This is a genomic window from Aeromonas sp. 1HA1 (genome assembly GCF_029237385.1).
GTDB lineage: Bacteria > Pseudomonadota > Gammaproteobacteria > Enterobacterales > Aeromonadaceae > Aeromonas > Aeromonas popoffii.
On sequence record NZ_JAACGC010000031.1, the window covers coordinates 1 to 24714 of the forward strand.

Annotated in this window: 23 protein-coding genes and 1 pseudogene; 22 read left to right on the plus strand and 2 right to left on the minus strand. The window is 56.0% G+C overall.

Annotation, left to right across the window (positions count from 1 at the left end):
• Positions 1 to 440: 440 nt before the first annotated feature.
• Complete coding sequence (gene rne, locus GWQ22_RS11370; RefSeq protein WP_275930372.1) at positions 441 to 3599, minus strand: ribonuclease E; 3159 nt, start codon at positions 3597 to 3599, stop codon at positions 441 to 443.
• A 413-nt stretch (positions 3600 to 4012) separates the two neighbouring features.
• On the opposite strand from rne, the gene rluC reads away from it, so the two are divergent.
• The gene (gene rluC / locus GWQ22_RS11375; RefSeq protein ID WP_275930373.1) at positions 4013 to 4957 is read left to right on the plus strand and encodes a 23S rRNA pseudouridine(955/2504/2580) synthase RluC; all 945 of its coding nucleotides are present in this window, start codon (positions 4013 to 4015) and stop codon (positions 4955 to 4957) included.
• Complete coding sequence (locus GWQ22_RS11380) at positions 4957 to 5604, plus strand: HAD-IA family hydrolase (protein WP_275930374.1); 648 nt, start codon at positions 4957 to 4959, stop codon at positions 5602 to 5604. The genes rluC and GWQ22_RS11380 overlap by 1 nt, the downstream gene beginning before the upstream one ends.
• A gap of 71 nt (positions 5605 to 5675) precedes the next feature.
• Here GWQ22_RS11380 and GWQ22_RS11385 read toward each other — a convergent pair whose 3' ends face one another.
• Entirely contained in the window at positions 5676 to 6257 is a 582-nt protein-coding gene (locus tag GWQ22_RS11385) for a nucleoside triphosphate pyrophosphatase (RefSeq protein WP_212513158.1), read from the minus strand.
• A gap of 269 nt (positions 6258 to 6526) precedes the next feature.
• Between GWQ22_RS11385 and GWQ22_RS11390 the strand changes: the two genes are divergently transcribed.
• From GWQ22_RS11390 to GWQ22_RS11485, 20 genes and pseudogenes are all read left to right on the plus strand, one after another.
• Entirely contained in the window at positions 6527 to 7756 is a 1230-nt protein-coding gene (locus GWQ22_RS11390; protein ID WP_275930375.1) for an MdtL family multidrug efflux MFS transporter, read from the plus strand.
• A gap of 2 nt (positions 7757 to 7758) precedes the next feature.
• Positions 7759 to 8732 (plus strand): annotated as a pseudogene (yidZ, locus tag GWQ22_RS11395) (HTH-type transcriptional regulator YidZ).
• A gap of 99 nt (positions 8733 to 8831) precedes the next feature.
• Entirely contained in the window at positions 8832 to 9497 is a 666-nt protein-coding gene (locus GWQ22_RS11400) for an START domain-containing protein (protein ID WP_275930376.1), read from the plus strand.
• A 1295-nt stretch (positions 9498 to 10792) separates the two neighbouring features.
• Positions 10793 to 11314, plus strand: a complete 522-nt coding sequence (yceD, locus tag GWQ22_RS11405; protein ID WP_108536411.1) for a 23S rRNA accumulation protein YceD — start codon at positions 10793 to 10795, stop codon at positions 11312 to 11314.
• Positions 11315 to 11333: 19 nt separating this feature from the next.
• Positions 11334 to 11501 (plus strand): 50S ribosomal protein L32, encoded by a 168-nt coding sequence (gene rpmF / locus GWQ22_RS11410; RefSeq protein ID WP_005311492.1) that lies wholly within the window; start codon positions 11334 to 11336, stop codon positions 11499 to 11501.
• A gap of 9 nt (positions 11502 to 11510) precedes the next feature.
• Complete coding sequence (gene plsX, locus GWQ22_RS11415) at positions 11511 to 12530, plus strand: phosphate acyltransferase PlsX (RefSeq protein WP_042037740.1); 1020 nt, start codon at positions 11511 to 11513, stop codon at positions 12528 to 12530.
• A 7-nt stretch (positions 12531 to 12537) separates the two neighbouring features.
• Positions 12538 to 13497, plus strand: a complete 960-nt coding sequence (locus GWQ22_RS11420) for a beta-ketoacyl-ACP synthase III (protein ID WP_042037741.1) — start codon at positions 12538 to 12540, stop codon at positions 13495 to 13497.
• 72 nt (positions 13498 to 13569) lie between these two features.
• Positions 13570 to 14505, plus strand: a complete 936-nt coding sequence (gene fabD / locus GWQ22_RS11425) for an ACP S-malonyltransferase (protein WP_042037742.1) — start codon at positions 13570 to 13572, stop codon at positions 14503 to 14505.
• A gap of 13 nt (positions 14506 to 14518) precedes the next feature.
• A complete protein-coding gene (gene fabG, locus GWQ22_RS11430; RefSeq protein ID WP_275930377.1) occupies positions 14519 to 15253 on the plus strand; it encodes a 3-oxoacyl-ACP reductase FabG in 735 nt (244 codons plus the stop codon).
• A gap of 157 nt (positions 15254 to 15410) precedes the next feature.
• Positions 15411 to 15647 carry an acyl carrier protein gene (gene acpP, locus GWQ22_RS11435; protein WP_005300909.1) on the plus strand — a complete coding sequence of 79 codons (237 nt, stop codon included), beginning with the start codon at positions 15411 to 15413 and terminating at the stop codon, positions 15645 to 15647.
• Between the two features lie 81 nt (positions 15648 to 15728).
• Positions 15729 to 16970: a beta-ketoacyl-ACP synthase II gene (gene fabF / locus GWQ22_RS11440; RefSeq protein WP_042037744.1), complete on the plus strand. Its 1242-nt coding sequence runs from the start codon at positions 15729 to 15731 to the stop codon at positions 16968 to 16970.
• Positions 16971 to 16990: 20 nt separating this feature from the next.
• A complete protein-coding gene (gene pabC / locus GWQ22_RS11445; RefSeq protein ID WP_042037745.1) occupies positions 16991 to 17845 on the plus strand; it encodes an aminodeoxychorismate lyase in 855 nt (284 codons plus the stop codon).
• The gene (mltG, locus tag GWQ22_RS11450) at positions 17835 to 18836 is read left to right on the plus strand and encodes an endolytic transglycosylase MltG (protein WP_042037748.1); all 1002 of its coding nucleotides are present in this window, start codon (positions 17835 to 17837) and stop codon (positions 18834 to 18836) included. The genes pabC and mltG overlap by 11 nt, the downstream gene beginning before the upstream one ends.
• Positions 18836 to 19477 carry a dTMP kinase gene (tmk, locus tag GWQ22_RS11455; protein WP_275930378.1) on the plus strand — a complete coding sequence of 214 codons (642 nt, stop codon included), beginning with the start codon at positions 18836 to 18838 and terminating at the stop codon, positions 19475 to 19477. The genes mltG and tmk overlap by 1 nt, the downstream gene beginning before the upstream one ends.
• Positions 19462 to 20409 (plus strand): DNA polymerase III subunit delta', encoded by a 948-nt coding sequence (gene holB, locus GWQ22_RS11460; protein WP_275930379.1) that lies wholly within the window; start codon positions 19462 to 19464, stop codon positions 20407 to 20409. Before tmk ends, holB begins: the two co-directional genes overlap by 16 nt.
• Positions 20410 to 20434: 25 nt before the next feature.
• Entirely contained in the window at positions 20435 to 21214 is a 780-nt protein-coding gene (locus GWQ22_RS11465; protein WP_275930380.1) for a YchF/TatD family DNA exonuclease, read from the plus strand.
• A gap of 363 nt (positions 21215 to 21577) precedes the next feature.
• On the plus strand, positions 21578 to 22519 hold the full coding sequence (locus GWQ22_RS11470; protein WP_258224641.1) for a tyrosine-type recombinase/integrase: 942 nt from the start codon (positions 21578 to 21580) through the stop codon (positions 22517 to 22519).
• A gap of 81 nt (positions 22520 to 22600) precedes the next feature.
• Positions 22601 to 22777 (plus strand): hypothetical protein, encoded by a 177-nt coding sequence (locus GWQ22_RS11475; protein ID WP_275930381.1) that lies wholly within the window; start codon positions 22601 to 22603, stop codon positions 22775 to 22777.
• An 87-nt stretch (positions 22778 to 22864) separates the two neighbouring features.
• Positions 22865 to 23371: a hypothetical protein gene (locus tag GWQ22_RS11480; RefSeq protein ID WP_275930382.1), complete on the plus strand. Its 507-nt coding sequence runs from the start codon at positions 22865 to 22867 to the stop codon at positions 23369 to 23371.
• A 59-nt stretch (positions 23372 to 23430) separates the two neighbouring features.
• Positions 23431 to 24684, plus strand: coding sequence for a DUF4209 domain-containing protein (locus GWQ22_RS11485; protein WP_275930383.1), 1254 nt, complete (start codon positions 23431 to 23433; stop codon positions 24682 to 24684).
• Positions 24685 to 24714: the final 30 nt, after the last annotated feature.

A 24714-nucleotide genomic window follows, 5' to 3' on the forward strand; every position in this document is an offset into this window, starting at 1 on the left:
GGCAGGGCTCTGAGGGTAGAATTAGTCATGGCGTATCACCTCTGTTGATTGAGATTCTTCGCGGGAATCAATCAGCAGGATACGCCACCTCTTCTATCCCTCCGTACACCAGAAATGACCATAACTCAATTGATGGATATCCGCCTGACAAACACACAGGGTGACTCATAAGCAACAGGGCAGACTGGCTGGCTAGGCATGGCAGGGTACGTCACTAGGCGTTGCAGCTTATTGAGCCGTACAGAGTCGACTATTTTCGCGTATTGGCAGACTTGCGAGGAGAAGGCGTGGCTTTGGCGTGACAGAGTGCTTGATGCGCAAAGAGAAAATCTATGTGGAAAGGCAGGGGCCAGTGACTCAGTGACACCAGAGTCCACACTGAAGATAAAAAAGAGCCACACAGTGTGTGGCTCTTTTCCATCAGGCTAGCTGGTTGGCAATCAAGGACGACCAGCCGGGCTGGTTGCCACGTTGACAGCAGCCGTGCTACCACCATGACGGCCAGAGCTTGCCACATCATTGCGCACCAGCGGTGCCTGCTCGACAGGCGCACGGTCAGGCACGGCAGGGGCCGCCGCCGGCGTTGCCATCGGGGCAGAAGCCTTGCGGGCACCCGCCAGCAGACCGGCACCTTTCTTAGCCTGGTTGACCACGGGCGCAGTAACGGCAGCGGGTGCTACCGGTTCTGCCTGGGCGACCACGGCTACGACTGGCTCGGCAACAACAGGTTCAACAACCTGGGGCGCGGGTTCAGTTGCAGGTGCAGCTTCCGCGACAACGGGTGCAACAACCTCGGCAGCCACCTCGATGACAGGTGCGACTGTGGTAACGACGTCGTCAGCAGGCGTGACAACGACGCTCGCTTCGGCAACCACAGGCGTGGCCACCACGTCAGCGACAACCGGCTTGGCAGCAACAACAGGGGCCGCTTCAGGCTGGGTGTCGCTCACAACAGGGGCGGCGATTACCACGGCTTCGGCTTGCTCACGGGCTTCTTCGGCAACAGCTTCCACCACCACATGCTCGGTCAGCGCAGCAGAGGCTTGTACGGCGGCAGCAATGGCTTCGGCGCTCGGGATTGTGATGACGGGCACTGCCGGCTCTTCCACTTTCACCTGAGCCGCATCAGCCTGCGCGGCTGTGGTCAGGATGGTGGAGTCTGCTTGCTGCTCGTCATCATCGCGCTGACTGCGGGCATCTTCGTTGATGCGCTTGCGACGCTGACCTTCGATACGCTGGCTGCGCGGCGTACGACGGGAACGACGCTGGCTGTCGGCCTGTTCGTCACTCTGTTCCACTGTGTCAGCGGTATTGGCCACGGTAGCAACCGGCTCATCAGTCGGCTGGGTAGCAAGGTTGCTGACCGGTACATCGGCACGGATCTGCTTGCGCAGTTGACGACGTTCGCGGCGTTCGGCGACTTTCTGCTCTTTCTCCTGCTGAGGCTCGGCACTGACCACGGCAGTTTCAACGGCGTCGACCGCTTCAACGACCAGCTCTGCACGGGGCTCACGCGGGGCGCGGGGCTCACGAGCAGGACGCGGGGCACGCGGTTCGCGTTCCTGGCGAGGTTCGCGGGGCTCACGTTCCAGGCGCTGTTCTGTGCGCACTTCACCGCGGGCTTCACGTTCCTGACGGGGCTCACGCTCTTGACGCGGTTCGCGTTCTTTACGCGGACGACGATTGCGGTTTTCACCACCCTCGCGATTGGCCGCGCCTTCGCGCTTCTCGCCAGCTTCTGCTGTGTTGCGGTTGCTGCGGTTGTCGTCACGACGGGGACGCTGACCACGGCCACGGTTTTCATCACGCTGATGACGGTGACCTTCATCCTTGCGCGCTTCCCGCGGCGCAGCCGGTTTCTCGGCAGGCGCTTTGACGTCGCTCGGGGCGGCATCGCCAGCAAACAGACCCGAAATGGCCTTGAACAGCTTGCCAAACAGACCCGCTTCAGCGGCAACCTGTGGCTGTGCTGCGACGGGCGCAGGCGCAGCAGGGGCGGCCGGTTGAGGAGCCTGGACGAAGCCTTGCAGCAGCGGTTGCTCGCGCTCGATCACCTGAGCCTGCTTCGGCTGGTAGACCGGCTTGGCAATCTCGGTTTTGAGCTCGTAGCTGGCCGCTTCCGGGATCTCGTTCTGACGAATACGGGTCACTTCATAGTGCGGGGTTTCCAGATGCTGGTTCGGAATGATGTACAGACGTACTTCATTACGCTGTTCCAGACTGGCGATGGAGGCGCGCTTCTCGTTGAGCAGATAGGCGGCAACATCGACCGGCACCTGAGCATGAACCTGCTCTGTGTTGTCCTTCATGGCCTCTTCTTCGATGAGACGTAGGATGGACAAGGCCAGTGATTCGTTGTCACGGATGACGCCCTGACCCTGGCAACGGGGGCAGATGTGGCTGCTTGACTCGTTGAGGGAGGGACGCAGACGCTGGCGGGACATCTCCAGCAGACCGAAACGGGAGATCCGGCCCAGCTGGATGCGGGCGCGGTCCTGATGTACGGCTTCACGCAGACGGTTTTCCACTTCGCGCTGATGGCGAACCGGCGTCATGTCGATGAAGTCGATCACGATCAGACCACCCAAGTCACGCAGACGCAATTGACGGGCAATTTCGTCGGCCGCTTCCAGGTTGGTTTGCAGCGCCGTCTCTTCGATATCGCCGCCCTTGGTGGCGCGGGAGGAGTTGATATCGATGGAGGTCAGCGCTTCGGTCGGGTCGATGACGATGCTGCCGCCGGAGGGCAGGCGCACTTCGCGCTGGAAGGCCGACTCGATTTGGCTCTCAATCTGGAAGTGGTTGAACAGGGCAACTTCACCCTTGTACAGCTTCACGCGATTGAGGAAATCGGGACGAACCAGCTCGATGTGAGCACGGGCACGTTCAAAGATGACAGGGTCGTCGATCAGGATCTCGCCGACATCGCGACGCAGGTAGTCACGAATGGCGCGCACGATCACGTTGCTTTCCTGGTGGATAAGCACGGGAGCGGTACGGTCCTGTGACGCCTTGTGGATGGAGTCCCAGTGGTTAAGCAGAACGTTCAGATCCCATTCCAGCTCTTCCGGGGATTTGCCCACACCGGCGGTACGCACGATGAGGCCCATGCCGTCCGGCACAGTCAGTCCGTTCAGGGCTTCTTTCAGTTCAGTCCGTTCATCACCCTCGATGCGGCGGGAGATACCACCGGCACGGGGGTTGTTCGGCATCAGCACCAGGTAGCTACCGGCCAGGCTGATAAAGGTAGTGAGGGCTGCACCCTTGGTGCCACGCTCTTCCTTATCGATCTGGACGATCACTTCCTGGCCTTCGCGGACCACTTCTTTGATGTTGGGACGACCCTGATAGGAGTAACCGGAGGGGAAGTAATTGCGGGCGATCTCCTTCAATGGCAGGAAACCGTGACGCTCGGCGCCATAGTCGACAAAAGCAGCTTCGAGACTGGGTTCTACACGGGTGATTTTACCCTTGTAGATGTTCGCTTTTTTCTGCTCGTGTCCCGGACTTTCAATATCCAAATCGTAGAGCTGTTGTCCGTCAACAAGCGCTACGCGCAACTCTTCTTCCTGAGTCGCGTTGATTAGCATTCTTTTCATTGAGTTCTCGTTATTTTGTCATTTTGATTTCCTCCACAGGATCCTGCCGGCGCCGGCCTCGGGTCTTCAGCATACTTGGGCAACCTCCCGGTTGGGGTATGCATGAGGCGCAAACTAAGGGCGCTCTGGTTCGGCCTTCTCGAGAAGGCATGAATTAAGGATGCCGGTGTGGAGACAAATAATCGGTTCTGTTTGTGTTCTCCATGCGCTGTACCTCGCACCCGGGAACCGTCATGTTCTTGTATACACGGTGTTTCGGGATTGGGTGGCATAAATTTTGGCCACTTAGTACAAGGCTTGAACACAATGACAAAACCTTGTTTATTATCCCATTTAAACCACTTTTATAGCAAGGTGCCATTTTTCATCAAAGCATGCAGCCAAGGGCCGCCGGCGGTGTTAAAATCCGCGCCATGACACAGATACAACAACAAGTGCGGCTGCTCACCATCGAAGCTGAGCATGAAGGGCAGCGCATCGACAATTTTCTTAAGACTCAGCTAAAGGGCGTCCCCAAGAGCCTGATCTATCGCATCCTTCGAAAGGGGGAAGTGCGCGTTAACAAAAAGCGCATCAAACCGGAATACAAACTCTGCCTAGGCGACGAGGTGCGGGTCCCCCCCGTGCGGGTTGCCGAGAAAAACGAACTGCCCTCAGCCAACCTCGGTAGCATTCAGCGTCTGGAGAGCCAGATCCTGTTTGAAGACGACGCCATGATAGTGCTCAATAAACCGTCCGGCATGGCTGTGCACGGTGGCAGCGGCCTGAGCTTCGGTGTCATTGAGGGGCTGCGCGCTCTGCGCCCGGATGCCCGTTTCCTGGAGCTGGTGCACAGGCTAGATCGAGATACCTCCGGCGTGTTACTGGTTGCCAAGAAGCGCAGTGCCCTGCGCAGCCTGCATGAGCAGTTGCGAGTCAAGACCATGCGCAAACAGTATCTGGCGCTGGTGCGCGGCCAATGGCAGCCCCACGTCAAGGTGGTCAATGCGCCGCTGCGCAAGAATGATCTGCAATCCGGTGAACGGGTGGTGCGGGTCAGCAGTGATGGCAAGCCATCTGAAACCCGTTTCCGCATCGCCCGTCAATTTGCCGAGGCGACCCTGGTCGAGTGCAGCCCAATCACGGGTCGTACCCACCAGATCCGGGTGCATACCCAGCATGCCGGTCATCCGATCGCCTGTGATGACAAGTATGGGGAAGCGGCCTTTGACGAGAAAATGCGTAGCCAAGGGCTGAAACGGTTGTTTTTGCATGCTTGGAAGCTGAGCTTTACCCACCCGGTCGATGGTCGCGAGATGCAGGTGGAAGCCCCGCTCGCACCAGAACTCGACAACTTCCTGAACAAGCTGGCTCGCTGATGAAAGAGGTCCGACTCGCCATTTTCGACTGGGACGGTACCCTGATGGACTCGGTGGGGCGGATTGTGGCCTGCGTCGCGGGGGCGGCTCGCGATTGCGGCGAGCCGGTGCCCACTGCGATAGAGACACATCAGATCATAGGGCTCAGCCTGGAGGTCGGCATTCCACAGCTGTTTACGCTGGTGCCGGGTGGCGAGCGGGCCAACGCCCTGATCGCCCGCTATCGTCATCACTATCTGCATGACGGCACGCCCAGCCCGTTGTTTTCCGGGGCGAGTGGGCTGCTGCATCACTGGCACGGGCAGGGGATTGCGCTGGCGGTGGCCACCGGCAAGTCTCGCCGTGGCCTGGATCGGGTGCTGGATGATACCGGACTGCGGCCGCTGTTTGCCGCCACTCGTGGCGCAGACGAGGCCAACTCCAAACCCGCTCCCCTGATGCTGACGCAAATTCTGGATGAGCTGGGCTTAGCGGCGCATCAGGCGGTGATGATTGGCGACTCCATTCACGACATGGCGATGGCAGAGGCGCTGGGCATGCCGCGGATCGGGGTGAGCTGGGGCGTGCACGACAAGCGCCGGTTGCAGGCACATGATCCGCTTGCCGTCGTCGATACCATGGATGAGCTCAAGCGGTTGCTGGGCTAGCGCCTTGCCACATGTCTGATGAAAACGGGAGCCTTGGCTCCCGTTTTTCATTGCTGGGCATATCGTTCCCATCAGGGGAGGGTGAGGCCGTGGCGTTCCAGCAGCTCGATCAGGCCGATCAGTGGCAGGCCGATCAGAGCATTGGGATCGCGCCCCTCCAGCCCCTTGAACAGTACTATCCCCATACCTTCACATTTGAAACTGCCCGCGCAATCAAGGGGCAGCTCAGCCTCTACATAGCGGCGAAGGGCGGCTTCATCCAGCGTGCGAAAGTGCACAGTGAAAGGTTCTACCAGCTGTTCAGTCCGGCCGCTGGCGGCATCCAGCACGCACAGGCCGGTATAAAAGGTGACGCTGCGGCCCTGTGCAGCCATCAGTTGTGCCACCGCCTTCTCCACCGTGCCCGGTTTGCCCAGAGTCTGGCCGTCGCAGACACACACCTGATCGGACCCTATGATCAGCCCTTGATCAAATCGGTCGGCAATGGCGTTTGCTTTGGCATGGGCCAGCCGCGCCACCAGCGCTTCGGCAGATTCGCCGGGCAGGGGAGACTCATCTACCTCGGGGGCCGCACATTCAAAAGGAAGACCGATTTTTTCCAGCAGGGCTTTGCGGTAGCGGGAGGTGGAGGCGAGGATCAGCTGTGTTGGCATTGTGATGTCCTGGTTCGATGCAGTCAGGCGCCGATGGTATCGCCGCGCCGTGAGCCGGGCAAATACCTGATGGGGTTTTCGTGTTTGACATGATCTGCCGGTATCGCCGGATGGAGTCCGTGTGCTTGCAGTGAGCAGGGAGCGCGACGTCCCTCGGTTTCCATATTGGAAAGTGCCGTTATCGACTCTTTCATCGGCCTCTTCCCTATAGTGACAGGCTTATCCGACTGTCATGCCTTGGGTGACAGTCCGCTACTGCTGGAGTTGTCATGCGTCCCTACCTTGTTTGCAGTTTTTTGATGATCACCCTCTACCCGGTGGGCATAGATCTCTACCTGGTCGCGCTCCCCCAAATCGGGGGCGCGCTAGCGGCCAGCGCGGCGCAGCTGCATACCGCGTTTTCAGCCTATCTGTTTGGCATGGCTGCTACCGTGTTGGTCGGCGGACTGCTGGCTGACCGATATGGTCGCAAGCCGGTGATCCTGGCGGGCGCCCTGATCTTTGTGCTGGCCTCGCTGGCGGCCGGCAATGCTGACTCGATCACAGTATTTCTACTGGGCCGCATCGGTCAGGGGATAGGGGCAGGCACTCTCTATATCATGACCTTTACCGTGCTGCGGGATGTGCTGGCGCCGGCCCGGCTGGCGGCTGTCCTATCAATGATCAACGGCATCATTTGTGTGATCCCCGTGCTGGCGCCTCTGCTCGGTTATCTCATTCTGGCCCGCTTCGACTGGCCAGCCATCTTTCAGGCCATGGCCCTGCTCGGCGCCGTGGTGGGATTGGTGACTCTGCTCTGGCTGCGGGAGACCCGCCCAGAGGAGGGCAGGCAGGCCACTGGCCATCCTGCCGATCGCCTCGGGTTTCTGCGTTCGAAGCAGTATTTGTGGATGTGCGGCCTGACCAGTACCGGCATGACCTGCATCCTGACCTATGTCAGTACCTCGCCCATGATATTGATGACGGAGATGGGGCTGGATACCGCCGGCTACGCCGAGATCATGATGGCGATGGCCGTGATCAGCATGATCACCTCCTTTCTCAATCCGGTGTTGATCCGCCGGTGGGGCAAGGAGAGGGTGCTGGCCTGGGCCCACGGCGCCTTGGGGTTGGCACTGCTGTTGCTACTGGCTTCCCGGCAGGAGGCGCTGTTGATGGCGCTGGCCCATGATGGTTTATCGCAGCTGTGGGCGCTCTGGCTGATCTGTTTTGGCTTTGCCTTCGTTTGCATCGGTTTTTCCGCCAGCTTCGGCATCGCGATGGGTGAGGCACTCGCCAGTTGCCAATACCATATTGCTCTGGCCAGTGCAACCCTGTGCATTATTCAGATAGCCAGTTCGGCGCTCTATATCTGGCTGATGGGCTGGCTTGGTCTGGCCCCCCTCTTGTTACTGGCTTATTCGCTCCTGCTTGCCGTGCTACTCTATCTCGCCTTTCGCATCATGGGGCCTGTTGTCGACCAGGCGCCCTGCGATCCCCAGCCCGTGGAGAACATCTGATCATGCGCCCCCTGGTCGAACTCGACCTCAATTTGTTGGTGGTATTCAGGCTGTTGCTGCAAGAGCGCAGCGCGACCAAGGTGGCCAAACGGCTCAATGTGACGGCGCCGACGGTCAGCAAGGCGCTGGCTCGCCTGCGCGACTGGTTTGATGATCCGCTCTTTATCCGCACGCAGCGGGGGCTCGAACCCACCAACCTGTCGCTGAGCCTGGACTGGAAGAGGAGCTCAAGGAGTGGTTTCAGCTGTCGGGCAACATAGCCTCCCTCTGCGGCAACGCGATTCCGGAAGGCGCTGCCTTCAGGCTGGTGTTGGAATCTCCCTTTTACACCAGTTTTCTCAACAGCTTGCCCATGGTTATCTACGAGAAGTACTGCAAGTCGACCATCAAGGTGATGAACTGGGATCACCACTCCCTCAGCGACATCATCAATGGCGATGCCGATCTCGGTTTCTGTGCCCGCGAGACGCACCCTGGCTCCTTGGCCCGCGTCAACCGCCTGCCTTATTACATCGATCACGAGGTGTTGTTCGAAGACAGACCCGTGGTGTTCTTGCGCAAAGATCACCCTCTGCTGGCCCGCACGTGGAGCCTGGACAATGTTCTCGCCTACCCCCATGTGAGCGTGGTGTGGGAGGCCAGCGATGCCTGGGCGCTCGACAGCCTGCTTGATGATGAGGGACTCAGCCGACGGGTACCGATCCGGGTCTCCAGCTTCGAACAGGCGCTGCACATTGCCGCCCAATCGGCTCACGAGCTGATCGCGGTCGTGCCGTCCTATTGCGCCAGCTATGCCAGCTTGCATCACGACAACCTGATCTTCTTGCCACTGCCGCTGGAGGAAACGCTGTATTCCCAGCTCGACATCGCTTTTATCCTGCTCTGGCACAAGCGCAACAACCACAATACCAAGGTGCTCTGGCTGCGAGACGAGATAAAGCGGCTCTACCACGAGCACGTGGGGAAGCCCGGCTAGCCACCATCTTCCCGGGACATCTCGGCCCGCCAGCAGACAGGCCTCCCTGTCAGTCGAAAAGCGGCTATAAGCATAAGCAGGATCAGGCGAGGGCATCAGATGACAAAACATGGAATATGGTTGCTGTGGCTGCTCTGTTTACCGGCATGGGGACAAGGGTGGCAACTGCAGACGGGGGAGGCCGGCATCTTGCTATGGACCCGCGCTCACCCACCGGGGGCATTTGTGGCCCTGCGCCTGGAAATGAACGTAGCGGCCCCCCCATCCGCCTTGCTGGCCGTGCTGCGCGATACTAGCCGTCATCAGGAGTGGCTGCCACATAGCCTGGAGGTGCGTGTGCTGGCAAAGCCAGCGCCCGATGAAGATTTGGTGTATACCCGCTTGTCAGCACCCTGGCCTGTGCAGGAGCGAGAGCTGATCACACACTCTCGACTGCAGCGCAACGCCGATTGCAGCCTGCAACTGACGGTCTGGGCGGTGCCCGATGCACTGCCGCCCCATCCGGGGCGAGTGCGGATCCAAGCCAGTGAAGGGCGCTGGGAGGCATTGCCACAACTCAATGGCACCACCCTGGTGCGTCTTGAAACCTACACCAACCCGGGCGACAGCCTGCCGAGCTGGATCATCAATCCAATTGCTACCGAAGCGGCGCTGGACAGCTTTCAAGCCATTCGCCGGCTGATGGAAGCCATGCCACCCCAGCCCTGTGCGTGTGCGCTGCAACATCCGGCGGGCAAGTGGCAGTCATGCCAGGTCATTCCTTGACGACAGTCTTTGTTCAGGCTTGCGTCTTGATGTGTATTCTCCAGGCTTAAGCCGGAGGCGCCATTCAGGTGTTGTTTATCAAGAACTCGCCTTTATCTTTTCACTGACCTGTCATCCGGGTAAATAGTCGGTAGCACCTATCCATTTTTCATGAGGGACAGTATATAGCGGCAAACTCATGATATTTTTCATGCTTCGTTTATTCCCTGCCTTTATCGTCACAGTGGCATATAAGCGCTTGTCCGCTGTGTTGACCGAGGGTGGCCACATTAAAGATTTCGTTCATTTTCAGATCAGGTTTTAACGCCTCTTTTGCTTTGTCGTTGCATCTGGCACCGGCCTCTTCATCCATCAGATCTGAATTGCGGTGATAGTTACTATCTGACCCTATCAGGAGATATCATGAAGCCATCACATATTCTTGCGGCTGTTATGCTGGTCACAGGACGTGATGGGCGCCGTCGTAGCTGATGAGGCACCGAGAGACCTTGTGAGCCTGAGGCTGATGAACCGGGGTTCCCGTGCAGGCGCCCACATTGAAATCATAGGGGAGGGTATTGATACCCAGTGATGGTGGTGGTCACACGCCAGCAATGCTGGTGCATTGAATTGGCGGTGGAGGTTTTCAACCATTATCTGATGCCAGATATGTCATGCCATCAGAATGCTGTATATAAACTATTTCCCATCACATTTATATGTGCATGTTAATGCTGTTTCACCTTCGCCAGTTATTCATTGTGCCTTGATGAGCGTGATAAAGGCACCCGTGCTCAGCAAGGTTCAATTTGCTTCATCAGTGGCTGGAGATAAGATCCTGATGGTAACGACAGGAGCGGCCTGAATGAAAGACGGTCATGAGCTGTCGTATGAAAGAGCGACCGCCCTTGTATCTGTGAGCCGGCATCCTCTCACTGTTACATCAAGGGGGGGTGGATTGAGATGGAAGAATCGGCCCTCATGACGAGCGCTACCGCCAGATAAACATGATCAGTTGTCAGCAGGCATTGCCCGCGGCGGATGAAGGGGGTTGGACCATGTGGCGGTCATTTGACGACAAGACTTCGGATCCGCACACCTGAAGGGACCGCAGATACAAGGTCAGCGAAACCCCCGCACACGCGATATGTGCCGAATGCAGGCAGGATCCTGTGTAGGATCCTCAGGTTTATGGCATAATCAGCCACCGATGAGAACAAATCCCGGCATCTCAGGGACTTGTATGGTTAAAATCATCGGCGGTAAGGACTTTTTCCTTTGACTATCAGTTGTTGGACCTATAATATTCGCGCCCTATGCAAAAGGTGAAGTTGCCCGTTAAGGTTGATCCAGTCCGTAATGCCTTGAAGCTGCTCGACTATGTCGGGATAGTGGAAAAGTCGCAGATGCCCAGGCTGGAGGCATCAACCGCAGGCTTGCAGAGTGATGTCGATGTATCACTGCACTTTGGCAAAGATGTCCAGAAGTTGACCGTTATGAAAGGCACTGCCCATGCCAAGGTTGACCTGGTTTGCCAGCGTTGTGGAGATACATTCGAACACCTTTGTGAAGCTGATTTTATCTACACTCCGCTGTTTGAAAAAACAAACGAGGAAGAACTGCCGGAAGCTTATGAGCCCATTGAGTTGGACGAAAACGGCGAGATAGATCTTCATCAAATCCTGGAGGATGAACTCATCCTCTCGTTGCCTCAGGTGGCAATGCATCCGGTGGATGCTTGTCCGCGCGGTAACATGGAGATGACTTGGGGTGATATCGAACCTGCTGATGAGCGGCCGAATCCCTTTGCAGTTCTTGAAGAGCTTAAACGTAAGTGAATCTAGGAGTTAGCCTACAATGGCCGTACAACAGAACCGTAAAACCCGTGCCAAGCGTGGCATGCGTCGTTCACACGATGCGCTGACCAGTGCAGCTCTGACTGTTGATCAGACCAGTGGTGAAATTCATCGTCGTCACCACGTGACTGCCGATGGTTTCTACCGCGGTAAAAAGGTAATCGCTTAAGGATTGCCTTTGTCTACGCAAACTGTCGCGCTAGACATAATGGGGGGAGATATTGGCCCCTCGGAAACAGTGCCTGCCGCCGTGCAGGCACTGTCTCTTTTGCCCCAGTTAAAACTGATCCTGGTCGGTGATCAGCACCAGACTACCTCCTTGTTGCAGCAACATGGCTTGCTGACTCATCCTCGCGTTCGTTTCGTACATGCATCCCAAGTGGTTGGCATGGGCGACAAGCCGATCGTGGCGCTGCGTACCCTGAAAGATTCCTCCATGCGGGTTGTGCTCAATCTGGTGAAAGCGGGTGAGGCCGATGCCTGCGTCAGTGCTGGCAATACCGGCGCCCTGATGGCCATGGCCAAGTGCGTGCTCAAGTCCCTGCCCGGCGTCGACAGACCTGCGCTCATCAAGGCGCTGCCGACCTTGAGCGGCAAGCGTACCGTGATGCTGGATCTGGGGGCCAATGTCAGCTGCGATGCTGACACCCTGCTGCAATTTGCGGTGATGGGCTCAGTGGTGGCCGAGAAGGTGGAAGGCATTGCCTTTCCCCGGGTCGCCTTGCTCAACGTCGGGGAGGAGGAGATCAAGGGCAACGATCTGGTGCGTCACAGCGCCGAGCTGCTGCGTCAGTGCAGTGCGCTCAATTTCGTCGGCTTCGTCGAGGGGGATCGCATCTTTAGTGGCGAGTGCGACGTGATTGTCTGTGACGGTTTTGTCGGTAATGTTGCCCTCAAAACGGCGGAAGGTGTGGTACGGATGATGGCCCAGTTGGCCGGATATCCCCGCAAGAAACACAGTTTTCTTGGCCGTATCGCCGGATTTATGTTCAAACGGCGTTTTTCTTACCTGAACCCCGACCAGTATAACGGCGCAAGTCTGTTAGGATTGCGCGGCATTGTGGTAAAAAGCCATGGGCGAGCCGAACGGCGCGCTCTGTGTAATGCGATCCTGCTGGCCGCACAAGAGGCCAAGCATCAACTTCCATTGCAAATAGCAGATCGCCTTGAATCTGTCTTTTCCGACAGGGATCTATAAGAACTCTATGCATAGCAAAATTCTGGGTACTGGCAGTTATCTGCCGAGTTCAGTGCGTACCAACGCTGATCTCGAGCAAATGGTTGAAACCAGTGATGAGTGGATCGTGGAACGTACCGGGATCCATGAACGCCGTATTGCCGGTGCCGACGAAACCGTCGCCACCTTGTCTCACCAGGCCGCCCTGCGCGCCCTGGATGCTGCAGGTCTGACCGCAGCCGATCTCGACATGATAGTGCTGGCCACCACCAGCGCAGAGAACGCCTTTCCGGCCGCCGCTTGCGAGCTGCAGGGGCTGCTCGGCGTGCCTGGCATCCCCGCATTTGATGTGGCGGCCGCCTGCGCAGGTTTCACCTACGCACTCTCCATCGCCGATCAGTTCGTCAAATCTGGCGCAGCCCGCCATGTGCTGGTCGTCGGTGCTGATGTGCTGTCCCGCATGTGCGATCCGCAAGATCGTGGCACCATCATCATTTTCGGGGATGGTGCCGGCGCTGTGGTGATTGGTGCCAGCGAGACGCCTGGGATACTGTCGACCCATCTCCATGCCGATGGCCGTTATGGCGATCTGCTCAAGCTGCCACACCCTCGTCGTGGCATGCCGGGAGCCGAACTCGAAGCCTACATGTATATGAAGGGCAACGATGTGTTCAAGGTGGCGGTCACCCGTCTGAGCGAGCTGGTGACTGAAACCCTGGCCGCAGCCGGTGTCGAGCCGAGCGAGCTCGACTGGTTGGTGCCACACCAGGCCAACTTCCGCATCATCAGCGCGACGGCCAAGAAGCTCGGCATGAGCCTCGACAAGGTGGTGCTGACCCTCGACAAGCACGGCAACACCTCTGCCGCCTCCGTGCCCATCGCCTTCGATGAAGGGGTGCGTGACGGCCGGATCAAACCGGGTCAGCTGGTGCTGCTGGAGGCCTTCGGCGGTGGTTTTACCTGGGGCTCGGCGCTGGTTCGCCTCTGATCTTCAGCGGGATGGGGCCTTGCGCCATCCCGCGACCGATTTCGTTTTCGTCTTACCTTAAAGGAATCAATGATGACCCAATTTGCCATTGCCTTCCCGGGACAAGGCTCCCAAACTGTCGGCATGCTGGCCGAGCTGGCCGAGCAGCACGGCGTGATCAAGGAAACCTTCGCCGAGGCGAGCCAGGTGCTGGGTTATGACCTGTTTGCCCTGATCATGGATGGTCCGGTTGAAGATCTGAATAAAACGTGGCGCACCCAGCCAGCGCTACTGACCGCCTCCGTCGCGCTCTGGCGTCTGTGGCAGCAGCAGGGTGGGGCGACCCCCGCCATCATGGCCGGCCACAGTCTGGGGGAATATTCAGCCCTGGTGTGCAGCGGTGCCTTGGCCTTTAGCGATGCGGTCAAACTGGTTGAGCTGCGTGGTCTGGCCATGCAGGAAGCCGTACCGGAAGGCACAGGCGCCATGGCCGCCATCATAGGTCTGGATAACGAGGCCATCGCCGCCAACTGCGAAAAAGCAGCGCAAGGTCAGGTGGTCTCCCCGGTCAACTTCAACTCCCCGGGCCAGGTGGTGATCGCCGGTCACAAGGAAGCGGTTGAGCGCGCCAATATCTTGATGAAAGAGTCTGGTGCCAAGCGCGCACTGCCACTGCCGGTCTCCGTACCCTCTCACTGCGCTCTGATGAAACCTGCTGCAGAAAAACTGGCAGCTGCGCTGGACGGGATCGAGATCAAGGTTCCAACCATCGCAGTCATCAATAATGTCGACGTATCCTGTGAACAGGATCCGGCCGCCATCAAGCAGGCCCTGGTGCGTCAACTGTTCAGCCCGGTCCGTTGGTCCGAGACGGTGGAGCGGATGGCCAATGAGGGGGTCGTGCTGGAAATCGAGATGGGGCCGGGCAAGGTATTGACCGGGCTCGCCAAGCGCATCGACAAGCGAGTGGAAGGCATCCACGCCAACGATGTCGCCTCTTTCGAGCTGGCATTGGCCCAGTCCAAGTAAACAGGAGCAGATCATGAGTTTTACCGATAAGGTTGTGTTGGTGACCGGTGCCAGTCGTGGTATCGGCCGGGCCATTGCCGAAACATTTGTGGCCCGTGGCGCAAAAGTCGTTGGCACTGCAACCAGCGAGAGCGGCGCAGAGGCTATCAGCGCCTATCTGGGTGAGCAGGGCTGTGGCATGGCACTGAACGTGACCAGTCAGGAATCCATCGAAACTGTCTTCGCGGCTATCAGAGTACGCTTTGGCGAGATCGACATCCTGATCAACAATGCCGGCATCACCCGCGACAACCTGTTGATGCGCATGAAAGATGATGAGTGGAATGAAATCATCGACACCAACCTGACTTCCCTCTATCGTTTGAGCAAGCCGGTATTACGCGCCATGATGAAGAAGCGTCATGGCCGGATCATCAGCATCGGCTCAGTGGTCGGTACCATGGGCAATGCGGGCCAGGTCAACTATGCCGCCGCCAAGGCGGGTCTGGTTGGCTTTACCAAATCGTTGGCACGGGAAGTGGCATCCCGTGGTATCACAGTGAACGCGGTTGCGCCCGGTTTCATCGAGACCGACATGACCCGTGCCCTGAATGACGATCAACGTGCCGGCATCATGAATCAGGTGCCTGCTGCCCGTTTGGGCGATCCAAAAGAAATTGCCGCAGCTGTGGTATTCTTGGCGTCTGATGACGCTGCCTATATCACTGGCGAAACCCTGCATGTTAATGGCGGGATGTACATGGTGTAATCAATTTGTCGTGAGATCTGTTCAAATTTGCGATAGTACGCCGAAGTTTGGCGAATTTCGTGGTTTGACCAGCGGCAAGCTACTTGCAAACTCACGTCAATTGAATAAACTACCCCAACCAGACGCAATAGCGTATTTTTAAAGGAAAATTCAGGTCATGAGCAACATCGAAGAACGCGTAAAGAAAATCATCATCGAACAACTGGGTGTTAAAGAAGAAGACGTTAAAAACGCTGCCTCCTTCGTCGACGACCTGGGCGCTGACTCTTTGGATACCGTTGAACTGGTAATGGCGCTGGAAGAAGAATTCGATACCGAAATTCCTGATGAAGAAGCCGAGAAGATCACCACTGTTCAAGCGGCTATCGATTACATCACCGCTAATCAGGAATAAGTTCCTGTTCTGAAAGAAGCGGCCCAAGGGCCGCTTCTTTTATATTGACCCCTTTCAAAATAGCTCTCGGAGACTAGCTCAGTGTCAAAACGCAGAGTCGTGGTGACCGGCTTGGGGATGCTTTCCCCGGTGGGCAACACTGCCGAATCCAGCTGGCAAGCCCTGCTCAACGGGCAGAGCGGCATTTCTCCCATCGAACACTTTGATGCCAGCGAGTTTGCGACCCGTTTCGCAGGCCAGGTTAAAGAGTTTGATCCCGAACAGTACGGCATCAACCGCAAAGAAGCCCGCAAGATGGATCCCTTCATCCAGTACGGTGTGGCGGCGGGGATCCAGGCACTGGAAGACTCGGGTCTGGTGATCAACGAAGCGAACGCAGAACGGGTTGGTGTGGCCATAGGTTCCGGCATCGGTGGTCTGGGTCTGATCGAACAGAACCACAGCAGCCTGATTAACGGTGGCCCGCGCAAGCTGAGCCCCTTCTTCGTACCGTCCACCATCATCAATATGGTGTCCGGTCATCTCTCCATCATGAAAGGCCTGCAAGGCCCTAACATAGCCGTGACCACTGCCTGTACCACGGGTACTCATGCCATCGGCATGGCTGGCCGCATGATCGCCTATGGTGATGCGGACGTGATGGTAGCCGGTGGTACCGAGAAAGCCTCCACCCCGATGGGGATGGGCGGTTTTGCAGCGGCCAAGGCGCTTTCTACCCGCAACGACGAGCCGCAAAAGGCAAGCCGTCCGTGGGACAAGGATCGCGATGGTTTCGTGCTGGGTGATGGCGCCGGTGTGCTGGTGCTGGAAGAGTACGAACACGCCAGGGCCCGTGGCGCCAAGATCTACGCCGAGCTGGTCGGTTTTGGCATGAGTGGCGACGCCTACCACATGACAGCGCCCCCTGCTGATGGTAACGGTGGCGCCCGCGCCATGAAAAATGCCATCAAGGATGCCGGCATTGCGCCCGAGCAGATTGGTTACATCAATGCCCACGGCACTTCCACCCCGCTGGGTGATGTGGCTGAGCTGCGCGGCATGAAATCAGTGTTTGGCGAGCACGCTACATCCCTGATGATCAGCTCCACCAAATCCATGACGGGTCACTTGCTGGGCGCTGCCGGCGCCATCGAGGCGATCATCACAGTGCTGGCGCTGCGTGATCAGGTGGCTCCGCCCACCATTAACCTGGATAACCCGGATGAAGAGTGCGATCTGGATCTGGTGCCCCATGTGGCCAAGCCAGGCAGCTTCGAGTACGCCCTCTCCAACTCGTTTGGTTTTGGCGGCACCAATGGCTCACTGATCTTCAAACGCGTATAATTCGCCCCGGGGCGGACAGTATGGGCCCGATACGTCAGTATCGGGCCTTTTTTATCGGAGGGATCCTTTTGTTTATCAATGGAGTATCGACAGACCTATTGTCCGCCAGGGATCGTGGGCTGGCATACGGGGATGGTCATTTCACCACCATGCTGATCAAGCATGGTCAGGTTGTCTGGTGGTCGGCTCATCTGGCTCGCCTGCAGCAGGCCAGTGCCAGACTCGGGTTTGCCGAGATGGACTGGTCAATCCTGACCCGCGAGGTGGCGCAGCTTGCCGCCGGTCAGACGCAAGCTGTCGCCAAGGTGATGCTGACCCGTGGCATCGGTGGTCGAGGTTATGACGGCAGCGGCTGCCAGACGCCGACCCGGATCGTCTCCCTTGCCGATTACCCGAGCCACTATCAGGGTTGGCAGCAAAACGGCATTCCACTGCTGGTTTGCCAGCAACGGCTCGGTGATGCCCCCATGCTGGCAGGACTCAAGACCCTGAACCGGCTGGAGCAGGTGTTGCTGAAAAACGAGCTTGCAGCGCGTTCGGGAGTCGAAGGTATAGTCTTGAACAGTCGTGGATTTCTGGTAGAAGGTGTCAGTGCCAATCTGTTTTGGCGCCGAGGCAAGACGGTGTTTACACCGGATCTTGCTCACTGCGGTATTGATGGCATCATGCGGCGGCATGTGATGGGAATGCTAAAACAGATGAGTATTGAACTGCGTGTCGTGGAGGCTCCACTGGAGTCACTGTGGCAGGCCGAAGAGGTATGGCTGACCAATACCCTGATGGGCATAGTGCCGGTGAACGGCATTGGGGATACCCAGTATCCCAGCCCGGTATTGATCCGCCGTTTACAGGAGCGTTTGGTCATTGAAGTTTAATCGGCTTTACACCTTGCTCGCGGGCGCGGCACTGACAGTCGCCGTGGCCGGGGGCTATGTACATTACAAATGGCAGCAGGTGGAGACGCTCCCCAACAAGGGGCCGACGCGCCTCTTTACCGTCGAGAAGGGCGCCCACGCGGCGCGCCTGATCGCCGAGCTGGGGGAGGGGGAAACCAGCCCCTGGGCGGTACGCCTTTGGCTGCGAGGTCATCCCGAGCTGGTTGCCATCAAATCTGGCACCTACGAGATCAAGGAAGGGGCCCCTCTCAAAGAGACCCTCGCTTTGTTCGCCTCCGGCAAGGAGTTTCACTTCAGCCTCACCTTCGTCGAGGGTTCCCGTTTTGAGGATTGGTTGAAACAGCTCTCCGGCGCACCTTATCTGGAGCGGCTGACCGTAGAGCAATCTGAAGCTGACCTGGCCCAAGAGCTGGGCATCGAAAATGGGAAGCTGGAGGGCTGGTTCCTGCCGGAAACCTACGCTTATACCACCCATGCCAGTGACATCTCTATTCTGCGTCGCGCTAATCAGGACATGAAAGCCTTCCTGCAGCAGAGTTGGGACAAGCGCCAGGCCAATTTGCCCTACAAGACCCCTTATGAAGCGCTGATCATGGCCTCTATCATCGAAAAAGAGACGGGTCAGCCAGACGAGCGTGCGCAGATCGCTTCAGTGTTCGTCAACCGCCTGCGTCTTGGCATGAAGCTGCAGACAGATCCCACCGTCATCTATGGGGTCAAGGATCGTTACGATGGCAATATCCGCCGTAGTGACCTGACAGATGTGAATCCATACAACACCTATGTGATCAACGGCCTGCCACCCACGCCCATCGCCATGCCGGGCAAGGCCTCTATCGAAGCGGCGCTCAATCCCAAGTCGACCGACTATCTCTATTTTGTCGCCAAGGGGGGCGGTGCCCACTATTTCTCCAAGACCCTCGATGAACACAATCGGGCGGTTCGCGAATACATATTGAAGAAGCCCTAATGTCTAAATTTATTGTGATTGAAGGACTGGAAGGGGCAGGGAAGAGCTCCGCGGTGCGCTATGTTACCGATTATCTGCAACGCCACGGCATAGACCAGATCGAATGCACCCGTGAGCCCGGGGGAACCCCGCTGGCCGAGCGGATGCGCGCCATCGTCAAGGAAGTTCACGACGAGCGTCTCACCATCGAAGCCGAGTTGCTGCTCATGTATGCCTCCCGGGTGCAGCTGGTCGAGACCCGGATCAAACCGGCACTGGCTGAAGGACGCTGGGTGGTGGGAGATCGCCATGATCTCTCCTCCCAGGCCTATCAGGGCGGCGGGCGTGGCATCGATGCTAACCTCATCGGCGCCATCAAGCAGGCAGTGCTCGGTGATTTCAAGCCGGATCTCACCCTCTATCTCGATATCGATCCCGCTCTTGGTTTGCAGCGTGCCCGTCATCGTGGCGAGCTGGACAGGATCGAGCTGGAGCAGATCAGTTTCTTTGAGCGCACGCGCAGCCGTTATCTCGAACTGGCCGCCAAAGATGATTCCATTCGGGTGATCGATGCCGGACAAACTCCGGATCAGGTCAAAGCTGCCATTGAGGTTGCACTGGACAATTACTTATCGAACAAGCCTCTATGTATCCCTGGTTGATCCCGGATTGGCATGCCCTGAGTCAGACGGCCCAGGCCGGTCGGCTGGGCCACGCCTGGTTGTTGCTCGGCGATCCCGGGCTTGGCAAGGAGCAGCTTGCTGAACGATTGGCGAGTTTGCATCTTTGCCAACAACAGGATCGGGGGGAACCCTGCGGCCAGTGTCACTCCTGCCAGCTGTTTGACAAGGGACATCACCCGGATCTTGGTACCCTGCCTACTGATAGCAAGACCATAGGGGTCGAGGCTATACGCGAGATCTGTGCTCGTCTGCAGAACTCGGCCCAGCTCGGTCGGGGTAAGGTGGTGATCATCCCTGATGCGGAGCGCATGACGGAATCCGCCGCCAACGCCTTGCTGAAAACCTTGGAGGAGCCAGCCGGGGACAGCCTCTTGCTGCTTATTGCCTCTCAGGTTTCCCGTCTGCTGCCTACCATACTGAGCCGCTGCCACAAGCACGTTTGCCAGTTGCCAACGGAAGGAGATACGGTGCGCTGGCTGGCCGAACAGGGTCACCAGGCCACATTGGCCCAGGTACGGATCTGTCAGGGAGCACCGCTGCGGGTGTTGCGCTACATAGAAGAGCAGCAAGATGGCAAACGTCGCGAGTTGCTGGGGAGTTTCGTCTCCCTGTCACTGACCCCGACCCGGGCCACCCATGTCTGCAGCCAGCTGGCGGATGAAACTCAAGTCAGGCTGCACTGGTTGCAGCTGTTTTTGTGTGATGCAATCAAGACTCAGGCTGGCTGCGGTCATCATCAGCTGGCGATGCCGGATCTGGCGGCCCTCAGCCAGCAGTTGGCCGAGGGCAACTCCAGCGAAAAATTGCTGGAGGCGGAGCAGCAGCTCGTGGCGCTTAAGGCTGCCTGCCAACCTGGGCAGCTTTCCAATCCCACCATTCATTTGATGAACTGGCTCAGCCGCTGGTTATAAATCTGACAAGACGCAAAGGTTCTTTATGTTACTCGTTGATTCCCATTGCCACCTCGATCGCCTCAGCTATGGCAGCAAGCAGACCAGCATGGCTGATGTGCTGGCCAAGGCCGCGAAACTGGACGTGGGATATTTTCTCTGTGTCAGTGTGACTCAGGCACAGTTCCCGATCATGCTCGAGGCGATCGCTCCTTATCCCCAGGTGTTTGCTTCCTGTGGTGTGCATCCGCTCAATCAGGAACCCGGTGTTGATGCGGCGTTATTACTGACGCAGGGCGCAGATGACAGAGTGGTGGCCATAGGGGAAACCGGGCTCGACTACTTCTACTCGCCAGAGAACAAGGAGGTGCAGCAAGCCTCCTTCCGCGAACACATCCGCGTCGCTCGCGCTTTGAACAAGCCGCTGATCATTCATACCCGTGATGCCCAGCAAGATACCCTGCAGATCATGCGTGAGGAGGGTGCCGATCAGGTGGGTGGTGTGTTGCACTGTTTCACTGAGTCCCTCGAGATGGCCCAAGCCGCGATGGAGATGGGCTTTTATATTTCCATTTCCGGCATAGCGACCTTCAAGAATGCATCTGCACTGCAAGAAGTGGTCAAGGCATTGCCGTTGGCGCGCTTGCTGGTCGAAACAGACTCTCCCTATCTTGCTCCTGTTCCTCATCGGGGGAGGGAGAACGAGCCCGCCTTTGTCCGCGATGTTGCTCAGTTCGTTGCCGACCTTCGCCAGATCTCGCTGGCCGAGCTGGCGGATGCGACGAGCCGAAACTTCTTCGAGCTGTTCAAGCTGGCAAAAAAGTAAACGAAGAGGCCCCGGATAATGGGGCCTCTTTATTTCAAATAATCAGCATCCTTTCCCTCGACAGTATTACCAACGCCATATGTTATCTCTCACTGACATGAATATCAGCCTATTATAAGCAGGCTTATTCAAGACGATGCTAGACAGGAGAACATGGAGGTTCAATGAGGTTTAATTAAGGATCTTCTAAGTATCGATAATATTCATTATCGATACTTGATGTCTAGGATGGATCCTGTAAGATCCATTTAAACTTCATATGAATCAAATCGTTCTGTGGCATATCCAACCCTATCCAGCTCGGCATACCAATCACTGCAAACCGTCTTCGATGCCCAGCTAAATACTCGGGCACGCCGCTTTTTGCGCAGTGCAAAAGCGGATTCCACCCTCAATGCCTATCAGGCTGATACCCGTATTTTTGTCTTCTGGTGCCAATTGCACGGGCTGGATCCGCTGCAAACTACCCATCACGACATCATGAACTTTCTGGCTGATCAGGCCGACGGGGTATTGGCTGACTGGGTATGGCTGGACAAGGAAGAGGGCAAAGGGGAACTGCGCAACGGCGAGCCTCGAAAACCGGCAACCTTGGTGAGACGTCTGGCGGGGATCCGCTATGCCTTCAAGCAGAAGGGCATCCATCCCATGCCGACCGAACATGCCGAAATCAAGGAGATGATGCGCGGTATTGTCAGGTTGGGGGATAACCGCAAACGCAAAACTGGCGCCCTGACGCTGCAACCATTGACTCAGGTGCTGGATGGCATCGACACTACTGCTCTGGCGGGCCTGCGCGATCATACCCTGCTGCTCTTGATGTTCAGTGGCGCCTTGCGCCGCTCGGAAGCGGCCCGAATTGAAGTGAGCGATCTCGATTTTGTGGGGCAGGGGATCCGTCTTCGCCTCAAACCGAGCAAGCATCAGCTCCATGAAACCGAGATAGCCCTGATCCCTGGCAAGCACTATTGCCCCGTATCGGCACTGCAAAACTGGCTGCGCAAAAGCCGGATCAGCGACGGACCGCTGTTTCGGCGGATGAACCGCTGGGGTCAACTCATGACAGAACCGCTCGGTCCCCAGGGTATCAACCTGATGATCAAGCGCCGAACCGGTCAAACCATCGACGATCTCTACGTCAGTGGCCACAGCCTGCGACGAGGATTCATTACCTCGGCGGTCACCGCTGGCAAGCCCATGAACAAGATCATCGAGGTGACTCGCCACAAGGACATGCGTACCCTGCAGGAGTATTTCGATGATGCCCACAAATTCTCCGATCATGCACTGGATGGCTTGTTGTGACAGATACTGTCAAAAACTAATTGATATTTCACAGTTTCTGATTAATTGAAATTTCAGTGTTATGAGGATGGGAGACAAGATATGGAAGAAGAGTTTAGTAAGTACGATCCTACTGAATACTTGACCAACGAAGCCGAGATCAATGCCTATCTGGATGAAGCTATCAGGATAGGGGAGTCCGATTTGATCTCTGCGGTTCTTGATGACATTTTAAAAGCAAAAAACATGAAAAAGACATCTCCAAGTGAAAAAAAATGAATTGAGATTCATATCTTAATGCCCCCACATGGACTCTTAGGAGTTTTATTTATAAAATGCGTTAAAGGCCAAATAAGTGAACACCGCATGAAAGATTCCCCAACATTTGTTAAAGAACATGATGATTCGAAAAAAATCATTACTAACATTGATGAACCTAGTTATGAACAACTTTGGCTTGCTTTTTCAAAAGCTGCATTTGAAGCAAATAATATATCTCAATGTAAAGAGTTTTGGCTACTGGCTCATGCATGTGCGATGGATTTAAATCCACATGACAAACACAATCCATTATCATCTTCCACTACTTATTATGGCTGGAAGAGTTACGAACCGGTAGACTTCCAAGATCAAGATCTTGAGTTCTTTTCACTAGCAATCAATGAAATAAATAATCATTGGCTGAAGGCGCGCCTAGCTGATCTGCTGTGGATTCGGAGATATAAAGATGGACATAGAATGGCAATGACTGCCATCCATAGCTACCGACAGATACCAATAAGCAGAGATATTTTTAATATAGATTGGAAAGTTGTTGGAGGCGCGCAATTAATTTATCTCAAATACTTGGCAAGCCAGCCGCAAAGGAGTTAGTTGGTATCAAACAGGATCTTCAAAATAACTTATTGAAGATAACAAAATCGGAAAGTTCATTGGCATTGAAATTATCTGAGCTGTTACTGACGACTGATTCCAAGCAAGCAAAAAATCAAGCCATTTTGGTTGCTAAAAAACTTGAGTCTTTGGCCAAAGGCTACGATAACGATACAGACCAAGTTCAAATCATGATAGCGGGGATGTTGTTTCGGAGTGCAAAGAGATGGTTTGATATCGCCAATGATACAGCCTTGGCCGCAGCCATGACGGCACAAGTCGCAGAATGCTATTTTAGGGAAGGAAATTCACGCATCCAACCCCCTCATCCCAGCTATGGAGCCGCGGCCAGCTTCTATGAACAAGCCATTAAGTGCTATCGCACCATTCCGGGAAGTCATCGTCAGGCGCTTGGCGCAGAGGAGCGGATCATCGATCTTCGCCATCTGATGGACGATGCGTCTAAAAAATCATTGGGTGAGCTTGGTCAAGTTCCATGGCCCGAAATTGATTTTCGTGAGCAAATGGAGTGGGCTAGTCAGGCAGTACAAGGAAAAGCGCTTGGTGAGGCTCTGCAAACTTTTTCTTGTATTACTCTCCCACCGTTTAAATATCAGAATTTACGGCAACAGGTGATAGAGCGTCTTAAGCAACCATCTATTATTGATATACATTCAGTAGTCATACGCGCTGAAAATGGACGTGTAATATCCAAAGTTCCAAGCATTGATTCTGATGCAGAAGTGACAGATGAGAAGACTGAGAATCGCCTATTCTTTGAAATGACAAAAACATACCGCTCATGGTTATACTTTTATGTCACTGCATTTATTTGGCCTGCATTAAATTCGCTGATTGCGGATCATTCTTTGCAAGAAAAAGATATAATTGAGATTGCCAATAACTCCCCCATAGTTCCTCAAGGTAGAGAAATTTCATTTGGCAAGGCTCTATTTTCTGGCTTCAACAATGACTTTGTTACTGCAATATATCTTTTGGCGCCACAAATAGAACATCTTGTTCGTTATTATCTAAATCAAGCTGGGGTGGATACAACCTATCTTGATCAAGACACTGGCATTCAGAATGAATATGGACTCGGTTCCATAATTGAGTTTCCTGAAGTAAAATCAATTTTTGGGGAAGATTTGTTTTTTGAAATTAAGGCGCTGTATTGCTCCTCTGTTGGGCCAAACCTTCGCAACATAGTGGCTCATGGTCTTCTAGATGACGATGATTGCCAGTCTATTGAGGTTATCTATAGTTGGTGGCTAGGATTTCGGTTGGTTTGTAATCTGGCCAAAACGCTATGATATAGAAAAGGTGAGACAGGTCTACTGACT